Genomic DNA, 10,191 nt, shown 5'->3' on the forward strand with positions numbered 1-10,191 from the left:
GAGGAGACAACGTGCTGAAGAATCTGGACCCGCTGTTGAACGCCGATGTGCTGCACGCGCTGCGTGCGATGGGCCACGGCGACGAACTGGTGATTTGCGACGCTAACTTTCCGGGCGACTCGGTCGCGCGGGAGTCCGTCACGGGCAAGCTGCTGCGGCTCGACGGCGTCGATGCGCCGCGCGCGATTCGCGCGGTGCTGTCGGTGTTGCCGCTCGATACCTTCGTCGACGATCCTGCGTTGCGCATGGAAGTGGTCGGCGAACCGAATACCATTCCCGCCGTGCAGCGCGAAGCGCAAGCCGAAGTGAACAGGGCCGAAGGGCGCGAGGTGCCGTTCGTCGGCATTGAGCGCTTTGCGTTCTATGCGCGCGCGAAGAAAGCGTACTGCGTGATCGCGACGGGCGAGCAGCGCGGCTATGGCTGCTTCGTCTTCAAGAAGGGCGTGCTGCTCGCGCCGGACGCACCTGCTGCGAAGGGATGAACACGATGGTCATGCAACAGAAAGAAGGCCGCGTCGTCATTCTCGGCATCTATGTAACCGACCTCACGTTCCGCGCGGACCGTATGCCGCTGATCGGCGAAACGGTCGCGGGCAATGCGTTCAAGATGGGACCGGGCGGCAAGGGCTCGAATCAGGCCGTCGCGGCCGCGCGCGCGGGTGCCGATGTGGTGTTCGTCACGCGGATCGGCAATGACGCATTCGGCGCAATCGCGCGTTCGACGTGGGACGCCGAAGGCATCACGGCGCGCGCGTCGGTGATCGACGGCGCATCCACAGGCGCGGCCCACATTTTCGTCGACGACACCACCGGCAAGAACGCGATCATCGTCGCATCGGGTGCGGCAGGCTTGATGAACGCGGGCGACGTCGACGCGATCGAGGCCGATATCGCGTCGGCACGCGTGTTCGTCACGCAACTCGAGCAACCGGTTTCCGCTGCGCGACGCGGTCTCGAAATCGCGCGCAAGCATGGCGTGACGACGGTGTTCAATCCCGCGCCCGCACTACCGCTCGACGACAACATCTTTCCGCTGTGCGACTACATCACGCCGAACGAAACGGAGACGGCTGCCCTTACCGGCATCGAAGTCCGCAATGTGGACGATGCGCGCCGCGCCGCTGATGTGCTGCTGAAAAAGGGCGTACGCAACGTGATCGTCACGCTGGGTGAAGCGGGTGCGTTGCTGCATTCGGCTGGGCAATCGGTGTTCGTGCCTGCGTTCCAGTGCGGACGCGTCGTTGAAACGGCGGGCGCGGGCGACGGCTTCACGGGCGGTTTCGCCGCGGCGCTCGCGCGCGGCGCGGATCCCGTCGAGGCGATGCGCTTCGGTTGCGCGCTGGCGGGCATTTCGGTGACGCGGCCCGGCACGGCGCCTTCGATGCCGATGCTCGCCGAGGTCAACGAAGTGCTGGCGCAGGCAGGTCATCCGCTTTCAACGCATTGAGCGTGTGCGCCGCCCGATGCGGCGCGCAGTATGAAGGAGTTCGTCTCGACATGAAGTCCTCGCTTTCCGCCGGCCTCTTTCGCGATCGGCAACTGAACTTTCTGCTGGCCGTCAACGTGCTCGTCGTGCTGGTCGCGACGTGGATCTCGCACGGCCAGTTCGTTTCGCTCGACAACCTCCAGTCGATGGGCGGACAGTTGCCCGAACTCGGGCTGCTCGCGCTCGGCATCATGCTGTCGATGGTGTCGGGCAACGGCGGCATCGATCTCTCCGGCGTCGGGCTCGCGAACCTGTCGGGCATGGTCGCGGCGCTGATCGTGCCGAAGTTCATCAGCGGCGACGATTCGCCGATGCTTTATACGTGGGTGTTCTGCGCGATCGTCGTCTGCATGGGTGCGATCGGTGGCTTCATCAACGGCGTCGTGATCGCGCGTCTGCGCCTGACGCCGATCCTTTGCACGCTCGGCACGCAGTTGCTGTTCACCGGCTGCGCGGTCGTGCTGAGCAACGGCGCGTCGGTGCACGTCGACTATGTCGAGCCGCTCTCGGATATCGGCAACGGCACATGGTTCCAGGTGCCCGTCTCATTCGTGATCTTCATCGCGGCGGTCGTCGTGCTCGGCTGGCTGCTGCGGCGCAGCCCGTTCGGCTTGCGGCTCTATCTGATGGGCACGAATCCGAAAGCGGCGTTCTACACAGGCATTCCGCGCGCGCGGATGCTGATTCTCACGTACACGATGTGCGGCATCCTCGCGTCGCTAGCGGGGCTGATCAGCGTCACGCATACGTCGAGCGCGAAGTGGGACTACGGCAATTCGTATCTGCTGATCGCGATCCTGATCGCCGTGATGGGCGGCGTGAATCCGGCGGGCGGATATGGCCGCATCGTCTGCGTGTTTTTCGCGGCGACGGTGCTGCAGTTCCTGTCGAGCTTCTTCAATCTGCTCGGCGTATCGCAGTTCTTCGGCGATTGCGCATGGGGTTTCCTGCTGCTGCTGTCGCTCGCGTTTGCGGGCGGCGAGCGCGTGCGCGCGATCTTCGGTTTCGCGCAGCCGAACCAGAGACGCTAGCGCGGCAGCAACGGTTTTAGCGGATATCGGGGCCCTGGATTTCCGCCGACGTGCCATGAAGGGGCGACACCAAACGACCAAAGGCAAAGGAGACGAACACATGAAACTGACCCGACTGAGCGCTGCCCTCGCAACGGGCGCACTCGCGCTTGGCGTGATCGCCGCTGCGCAGGCCGCCACCAACGAAACGATCGTCACGGTCGTCAAGGTGACGGGCATCAACTGGTTCAACCGGATGGACGAAGGCGTCAAGGAGTTCGCGAAGGACAATCCGGGCGTGCAGGCGTATCAGACGGGCCCTGGCCGTGCCGACGCCGCGCAGCAGCTGAAGATCATCGAAGACCTGATCGCGAAGAAAGTGACCGCCATCGCCGTCGTTCCGTACGATCCGCCGACGCTCGAACCCGCGCTGAAGAAAGCGATGGATCGCGGCATCAAGGTCGTCACGCATGAAGCGGACAACGCGAAGAACACGATGGTCGACATCGAGGCGTTCGACAACTCCGCGTACGGCGCGGGCCTGAACGAGCGCCTTGCATCGTGCATGCATCAGGACGGCAAGTGGGCCGTGCTGGTCGGCTCGCTCGGCAGCCGCTCGCAGGTGCAATGGGCCGATGGCGGCATCAACAACGCGAAGGCGAAGTATCCGAAGCTGAATCTCGTCGAGCCGAAGCTCGAAACCAACAACGACGGCGAGAAGGCGTATGAAGTCGCGAAGGAAGTGCTGCGCAAGCATCCCGACCTGAAGGGCTTCCAGGGCTCGTCTTCGCTGGACGTGATCGGCATTGGCCGCGCCGTCGAGGAAGCGGGCTTGCAGGGCAAGATCTGCGTGTACGGCACGGGCCTGCCGACGGAAGCCGGCAAGTTCCTCGAAAGCGGCGCCGTGAACGGCATCGCGTTCTGGGATCCGAAGCTGGCCGGTCTCGCGATGAACAAGGTGGCGCAGATGCTGGTCGACGGCAAGACCGTCCAGAACGGCGCGGACCTCGGCATTCCGGGCTATACGAAGGTGACGGTCGAGAAAGGTCCGGGCAAGGGCATCATCGTGCGCGGCCAGGGCTGGGTGAACGTCGACAAGTCGAACTACAAGCAATACAACTTCTGATCGTTGCATGACGGCGTGCGGCCTTTGCATAGGAAGGCCCGCACGCTTCGATTTCATCTGGAGCACGGCTTTTCAGCATGAATCAAAACGTATCCTCCACGCCGTTCCTGCAAGTCGTCGGCGTACACAAGCGGTTCACGGGCGTGCATGCGTTGCGCGGTGTGAGTCTGTCGTTCGAGCGCGGGCAGATCTATCACCTGCTCGGCGAAAACGGCTGCGGCAAGAGCACGCTCATCAAGATCATCTCCGGTGCGCAGCCGCCCGATGAGGGCGAGTTGATCATCGAAGGCGCGAGTCATGCGCGGCTCTCGGCGCTTGAATCGCTGGCGGCGGGCATCGAGACGGTTTATCAGGATCTGTCGCTGCTGCCGAACATGAGCGTCGCGGAGAACGTCGCGCTGACGTCCGAGCTGGCGGAGCACAACGGGCGCCTCACGCGCACGTTCGACCGCAAGGCGCTTGCGCGCACGGCGGCCAAAGCGCTCGAAGCTGTCGGTCTGCCCGGCGATGCCGAATTTCAGGCGACGCTGATCGAACAGTTGCCGCTCGCGACGCGTCAACTCGTCGCGATTGCGCGTGCGATTGCGAGCGAAGCGAAGTTCGTCATCATGGACGAGCCGACCACGTCGCTCACGCAGAAAGAAGTGGACAACCTGATCGCGGTACTCGGTAATCTGCGCGCGCAAGGTGTGACCGTGCTGTTCGTGAGCCACAAGCTCGACGAGTGCTATGCGATCGGCGGCGAAGTGATCGTGCTGCGCGACGGTCAGAAGATGGCGCAAGGCCCGATCGCCGATTACACCAAGACGCAGATCAGCGAACTGATGACGGGACGTCATCTGTCCAGCGAGCGATATCGCGAAGGGGAAGTCGGCAAGGAAGTCGTGCTCGATGTAAAGGGCTATACGCGCGGCACGCAGTTTCGCGATGTGTCGTTCGCGCTGCATCGCGGCGAGATTCTCGGCGTCACGGGACTGCTCGATTCGGGTCGCAACGAACTTGCTCGCGCGCTGGCGGGTGTGGCGCCTGCCGGGAGCGGCACGGTGACGCTCGAAGGCAAGTCCATCGTGTCGCGCACGCCGTCGGATGCGAAGAACCATCGGATCGGCTATGTGCCGGAAGATCGCCTGAATGAAGGGCTATTCCTTGACAAGCCGATTCGCGACAACGTGATCACCGCGATGATTTCGAGTTTGCGCGACCGCTTTGGACAGATCGACCGGGCGCGTGCGCAGCAACTTGCCGAGCAGACGGTGAAGGACTTGCAGATCGCGACGCCGGGCGTCGACAAGCCGGTGCAGTCGCTGTCGGGCGGCAACCAGCAGCGCGTGCTGATCGGGCGCTGGCTGGCGATCGATCCGCGCGTGCTGATATTGCATGGGCCGACGGTCGGCGTGGATGTCGGCTCGAAGGACATCATCTATCGGATCATGCAGAAGCTGTCGCAACGGGGCATCGGCATCATCCTGATCAGCGATGACCTGCCCGAGTTGCTGCAGAACTGCGATCGCATTCTGATGATGAAGAAAGGTCGCGTGGCGAATCAATATCACGCGGACCAGTTGAACGAAGCGGAGCTTTATCACGCTCTGTTGTCAGAGGCTGCATGAGATGTCGTCCATCATGAACCGAACCATGACTACCCCCAACGTCGTCGAAATCGCGCCCGAGGTGAAGCCGCCCACATGGCGCGCGAAGCTCTCGCGTAACCCGGAGTGGTTCACTGCGGCGCTGATCGTCGTGACGTCCGTGATCGTCGGCGCGATCAATCCGCGCTTCTTCCAGCTCGCGACGCTGTTCGATCTGTTGCACTCGGCGACGACGATGTCGCTGTTTGCGCTCGGCACGCTTGTCGTGCTGGCGTCGGGCGGCATCGACGTGTCGTTCACGGCGATCGGCGCGCTGACGATGTATGCGATCACGAAGGCGGTGTTCGCGTGGTGGCCCGATGCGCCGTTTGCGTTGATATTGATTGTCGGTGCGCTGGGTGGGATTGTGCTTGGTGTGATCAACGGGTTGCTGGTGCACAGGCTGAAGGCGCCTTCGCTGATCGTGACGATCGGCACGCAGTATTTGTATCGCGGGGTGTTGTTGACGTTCGTCGGCACGACGTTCTTCATGAACATTCCGCATAGCATGGATCACTTCGGGCGCATTCCGCTGTTTTTCTATCACACGGCGGATGGTTTGCGGGCGGTGTTGCCGGCATCGGTGATCGCGCTCGTTCTTGCTGCTCTGGTGACATGGTGGCTGCTGAATCGCACGATGATGGGGCGCGGCGTTTATGCCATGGGCGGCAGTCTCGCGATTGCCGAACGGCTTGGGTATAACCTGCGTGCCATTCATCTTTTTGTGTTTGGCTATACGGGGATGCTCGCTGGGATCGCAGGGATCCTGCATGTGTCGAATAACCGGCTTGCGAATCCGTTCGATCTCGTTGGGACTGAACTCGATGTGATCGCTGCTGTGATTCTTGGTGGTGCGAGGATTACCGGTGGCACTGGGACTGTGGCAGGGACCTTACTTGGCGTCGTGCTCGTTACGCTGATTAACAGCGTGCTTATTCTCGTTGGGGTGCCTAGTACCTGGCAGAAAGTTATTATCGGTGCGTTTATTCTTGTTGCTGGGACTTTGTTTGCTTTGCAGCGGAAGGGGTAGGGGTTGCTTTTTTTGTCTTCGACGCTAGTCGCCATTCTGGTTTTTTGGTTTTTTACTCGCTGGCATCCGCGTTTTGCTCTGGTTTGCTAGCGTTGCCCCTGTGCGGGGCGGCACCTACTTTTCTTTGCCGCGGCAAAGAAAAGTAGGCAAAAGAAAGCCGCTCACACCGCTAGCTCTTGTGCTTGCCTGCGGGCCCCCGACTGTTCCTACTCTTCACGCGGCAACGCGTTTGTTTGCGCCCGTTGCCAGCGTGCTAGCTGCACGCATCACCCGCTTCACATTGCCGCATCACGGCCTGCGTTACCAGACGGCCACCGCCGCCCAGGTGGCAAACTGTGTGTAGGCCGTCGCGATGGAAGTGCACCACTCCGGACTAAAAAGCGGGATCGGTGTCGTAGGAGCGCGAACGCATAGGGTGCGACAACCTACACACAGTTTGCCACCTGGGCGGCGCAAACCGTTCGCTGCCGCTGGCTGCGCTACGGGTGACTGGAGTGGGTGATGCGCCTGTTCGAGGCGCTGGCAACGGGCGCAAAACGATGTGTTGCCGTGTGGAGTGCGGGACCCGATGGGGGCCCGCAGGCAAGAACAAGGGCTGGCGGTGTTAGCCCGCTTTCTTTGCTTACTTTCTTTGCGGCGGCAAAGAAAGTAAGTGCCGCCCCGCACAGGGGCAACGCATGAATCACGAAGGCAAACCGCGGATGCCAGCGAAAGCGGCAGAGCCAAAACCCAAACGGCGAAGCCCGCACCGAGAAGGGAAGTAAGTGCCGCCCCGCACAGGGGCGACGCATGAATCACGAAGGCAAACCGCGGATGCCAGCGAAAGCGGCAGAGCCAAAACCCAAACGGCGAAGCCCGCACCGAGAAGGCCAGAACGACGACTGCGTCGCAGACAACAAAAAAACCAGATTTACTTCCTGGACACCCGCTGTCCCTCTTCAGTGATGATGGAAGTGAACTCTTCGACTTTAGAAAACCGCACAGCCTTAACCACACCAAACTTGCTGCTATCGACAACGAGATGGCTTTCGACGGCGCTAGCCATAGCGGCCTGCTTCAAAGCGACTTCGTGAAAGTTCCAGCACGTGACGCCACGTGCATCGTCAACGCCACCGGCGGAAATAAACGCCTTGTTGATCCCCATGCGCCGCAGCACTTCAATACTTTCTTCGCCCGAAAACGAATCCGAAGAAGGCACATACACGCCGCCGAGCAAGATCATCCGCACATTCGGCTTGCGCCGCAAAATCTCCGCGACATTCAACGAATAGCACACGACAGTCACATGCAGATCGTTAGGAATCAGCCGGGCGAACGTAGTGAGCGTCGTACCGCAATCGATGAACAACGTCTCATTGTTGCCGATCAGCTTCGCCGCAATAGCCGATGCCTCCGCCTTGGCCTGCGCGAAATGATCCTTTTCCTCCTCCAGCGAATAGCCGGCCGTATTCGGCACGTCCGTCGCGCTGACGATATATCCGCCCAGATACGTGAAGTGCCCCGGACTCGCAGCAATGTCACGGCGCACCGTCATCTCCGATACGCCCAGGAGCGTCGCCGCGTCGCGCAGGCGCATCACGCTCTGTTTGGCCAGCGCATCGGCAAGCACGCGCAGACGTTCAGTTTTAAGCATGGGGATGGTCTCTTGAACGCGATGTTGAGCAAGACTATGGCGCGTTAGATTTTGTTCGATTTCCTGAGAGGATTATAACAAGGCCCTGCACCTGCTTGTCGATGAATTTGCTCAATCAATGGGCAATGCGGGTTTTCGTGTCCCGTGGGCATCAGCGTCTGTGTTTTGGCGGATCAAGCTCGGATCGCGTCAGATTCAGCTTATGTCGATCGCCTTGGAAAAGCGGGACATTCCACTTATTCTGACTGCAGCGCCCGGGAACTGATGACGTGCGGCCCGGTCTTCTGCTTAATTCAAATCAGGAGCCACATCCATGACGCGTCCCGTCGATTCCGGCGTAATTCTTCTTGCCCGCCTCGCGCTTGCCGTGCTTTTTCTGTGGGGCGGCGTGATGAAGCTGCTCGGCTACGCGGGCTTCGTCGGATATTTGCAATCGAAGGGCGTGCCGTTCGTGCAGATTGCCGCGCCGATCGCGACGGCCGTTGAGGTGCTGGGCGGCCTCTTCCTCGTGGTCGGCTTCAAGATCCGCCCGCTCGGCCTGTTCATGGCCGCGTACACGATTGCGACGGCCGTGCTCGGACACGACTTCTGGAACATCACCGACGCCACCCTTCAGCGCGACATGATCATCCATTTCTGGAAGAACCTCGGCATCGCGGGCGGCTTCCTGCTGCTGTTCGTGACGGGCGCGGGACGCATCAGCATCGACGGCGCGCGTTCGCCGCGCAGCGGACTCGGCAGCAGCCTGTGATCGTTGCGCGTGCAGCGGCGTGCGATGCGCAATGCGCGAAACTTGCCCCGATACCCGTCCATCGCGACCCTTTCTCCAGAGCGGGCATCATTCGTGCAGCACTCCACACGCAGCACCAGGCAAGCCAATTCGACTAAAAGGAGCACGCGATGATTCAAGCTTTTGACCAAACGATCAATGGCACGGTCATGCAGTTCTGCGCAAGCATCGGCGAAGGGCCGATGCCGCATCGCGTGATCATCAGCCGCGCGGAGTCGGCTGAAACGCTGGTGATCCTCGACGCAGCCGGATTGATCAGCTCGATCAAGGCGGAAATCGAAGAGCCGGAGAAGCTCGTCGCGGACGCGATTCGCAAGGTGCAGAACGACGGGCTTATCGAAAAGGCGCTCGATACGGGCGTCATTCAGGAGACGTCGCTGTAATACATGCCGCAGTTTTTTCACACCGAGCCGCACAGAACGACACCCACGATGCCAGGCGCGTCGTGGGTGTCGTGCTTTTGTGGCGGTCCACGTGCGTTATTTGCTGGCGCTGGCGGGCCGCGTGCCGTTGCGGCCGTTGCGAGCGTGGTGATCCGACGAGTCTTGAGCGTGCGCCTCCGGATGCACGAGACATGCGAGTCCGAGCGCGCATAGCAGGATGCACGAGGAGATCAGCGTCGACGAATGGAGACCTGCCACGACGTGCGCCGCGCCCGCTGCGCCCGCCGCATCCGACGCGCTAGCAAGCGCGCCGAATGCCGCTACGCCCACCGCGCCGCCCGCCTGTCGCGCCGTGTTGAGGACGGCTGATGCGGTGCCCGCGCGCTGCCGGTCAACGGATGCGAGCACGGCTGTCGTCATCGCGGGAACGGCGAGTCCCATGCCGGACGGAATCAGCAGAAATGGCACGAGCAGCGCCCAGAGCGGCGACGCGGCATCGGCGAAATGCAGCAGCCCGTAACCGAGCGCCGCCGTAATCGCGCCCGCGATCATCGGCACACGCGCGCCGAAGCGCCCGACCACCCAGCCGCTCGCGACGTTCGACACGAGGAACCCGCCTGTCAGCGGCAGAAACGCGAGACCGGCCTGCAGCGCCGTCTCGCCGCGCGCATGCTGCAGATACAGGCTCAGCACGAAGACCACGCCGTAGTAAGTCAGATTCACGCAGATGCCGAACAGCACGGCCGCGCTGAACGTGCGGTTGCCGAAGAAGGTGAGCGGCAGCATCGGCGTACGCACGCGCCGCTCGGTGACGATGAACGCGGCCGCCGCGATCAGCGCGAGCACGAAGCCGCCGCCGACGAGCGGATGCATGAGTCCGAGCGGGCGCCACTCGATCACGGCGCCTGTGAAAGCCGTCAGCGCGACGATCGCTAGCAGCTGGCCGACGGGATCGATGCCGCGCGCGACCGGGGTCTCTTTTGAGCGCTCCGGCGCTTCGCTAAAAGCTGCTGTGGACGGCGAAAGCGGCACCCACATAAACGTCGCGGCAAGCCCTAGCGCGCAGATCGGCAGATTGACGAGAAAGATCGCCCGCCAGCCGAAC

Annotated in this window: 10 protein-coding genes; 8 read left to right on the plus strand and 2 right to left on the minus strand. The window is 62.0% G+C overall.

The annotated features are described in order from the left end of the window. Window positions 1-11: 11 nt before the first annotated feature. The 6 genes from G3N95_RS37870 (at window position 12) to G3N95_RS37895 (ending at window position 6,280) form a co-directional block, all read left to right on the plus strand. Window positions 12-482, plus strand: coding sequence for an RbsD/FucU family protein (locus G3N95_RS37870; RefSeq protein WP_205975198.1), 471 nt, complete (start codon window positions 12-14; stop codon window positions 480-482). A gap of 5 nt (window positions 483-487) precedes the next feature. After that, window positions 488-1,447 carry a ribokinase gene (gene rbsK, locus G3N95_RS37875; RefSeq protein WP_205975199.1) on the plus strand — a complete coding sequence of 320 codons (960 nt, stop codon included), beginning with the start codon at window positions 488-490 and terminating at the stop codon, window positions 1,445-1,447. 50 nt (window positions 1,448-1,497) lie between these two features. Further along, a complete protein-coding gene (locus G3N95_RS37880; RefSeq protein ID WP_205975200.1) occupies window positions 1,498-2,517 on the plus strand; it encodes an ABC transporter permease in 1,020 nt (339 codons plus the stop codon). 100 nt (window positions 2,518-2,617) lie between these two features. Further along, window positions 2,618-3,622: an autoinducer 2 ABC transporter substrate-binding protein gene (locus G3N95_RS37885; protein WP_205975201.1), complete on the plus strand. Its 1,005-nt coding sequence runs from the start codon at window positions 2,618-2,620 to the stop codon at window positions 3,620-3,622. Between the two features lie 77 nt (window positions 3,623-3,699). Continuing rightward, window positions 3,700-5,232: a sugar ABC transporter ATP-binding protein gene (locus G3N95_RS37890; RefSeq protein WP_205975202.1), complete on the plus strand. Its 1,533-nt coding sequence runs from the start codon at window positions 3,700-3,702 to the stop codon at window positions 5,230-5,232. 1 nt (window position 5,233) lies between these two features. Further along, complete coding sequence (locus G3N95_RS37895; protein WP_205975203.1) at window positions 5,234-6,280, plus strand: ABC transporter permease; 1,047 nt, start codon at window positions 5,234-5,236, stop codon at window positions 6,278-6,280. Between the two features lie 910 nt (window positions 6,281-7,190). On the opposite strand, the gene G3N95_RS37900 is transcribed toward G3N95_RS37895, so the two are convergent. Continuing rightward, window positions 7,191-7,913, minus strand: coding sequence for a DeoR/GlpR family DNA-binding transcription regulator (locus tag G3N95_RS37900; RefSeq protein WP_205975204.1), 723 nt, complete (start codon window positions 7,911-7,913; stop codon window positions 7,191-7,193). A 313-nt stretch (window positions 7,914-8,226) separates the two neighbouring features. On the opposite strand from G3N95_RS37900, the gene G3N95_RS37905 reads away from it, so the two are divergent. Together G3N95_RS37905 and G3N95_RS37910 are read left to right on the plus strand one after the other, a co-directional pair. Next, window positions 8,227-8,664 carry a DoxX family protein gene (locus tag G3N95_RS37905; protein ID WP_205975205.1) on the plus strand — a complete coding sequence of 146 codons (438 nt, stop codon included), beginning with the start codon at window positions 8,227-8,229 and terminating at the stop codon, window positions 8,662-8,664. 149 nt (window positions 8,665-8,813) lie between these two features. Next, entirely contained in the window at window positions 8,814-9,086 is a 273-nt protein-coding gene (locus G3N95_RS37910; RefSeq protein ID WP_205975206.1) for a hypothetical protein, read from the plus strand. A gap of 96 nt (window positions 9,087-9,182) precedes the next feature. Here the strand turns inward: G3N95_RS37910 and G3N95_RS37915 are convergent. Continuing rightward, window positions 9,183-10,191: MFS transporter (locus G3N95_RS37915; protein WP_205975207.1), on the minus strand; the 1,009-nt coding region annotated here is incomplete at its 5' end.

This window comes from Paraburkholderia sp. Tr-20389 (assembly GCF_017104565.1).
In the GTDB taxonomy this organism is placed as follows: Bacteria; Pseudomonadota; Gammaproteobacteria; order Burkholderiales; family Burkholderiaceae; genus Paraburkholderia.

Bases quoted from the DNA above. Each gene is read 5' to 3' on its own strand.
- G3N95_RS37895 (WP_205975203.1), top strand. From the start codon at position 5,234: ATGTCGTCCATCATGAACCGAACCATGACTACCCCCAACGTCGTCGAA.
- G3N95_RS37885 (WP_205975201.1), top strand. From the start codon at position 2,618: ATGAAACTGACCCGACTGAGCGCTGCCCTCGCAACGGGCGCACTCGCG.
- G3N95_RS37910 (WP_205975206.1), top strand. From the start codon at position 8,814: ATGATTCAAGCTTTTGACCAAACGATCAATGGCACGGTCATGCAGTTC.
- G3N95_RS37905 (WP_205975205.1), top strand. From the start codon at position 8,227: ATGACGCGTCCCGTCGATTCCGGCGTAATTCTTCTTGCCCGCCTCGCG.
- G3N95_RS37880 (WP_205975200.1), top strand. From the start codon at position 1,498: ATGAAGTCCTCGCTTTCCGCCGGCCTCTTTCGCGATCGGCAACTGAAC.
- G3N95_RS37900 (WP_205975204.1), bottom strand. From the start codon at position 7,913: ATGCTTAAAACTGAACGTCTGCGCGTGCTTGCCGATGCGCTGGCCAAA.
- G3N95_RS37890 (WP_205975202.1), top strand. From the start codon at position 3,700: ATGAATCAAAACGTATCCTCCACGCCGTTCCTGCAAGTCGTCGGCGTA.
- rbsK (WP_205975199.1), top strand. From the start codon at position 488: ATGGTCATGCAACAGAAAGAAGGCCGCGTCGTCATTCTCGGCATCTAT.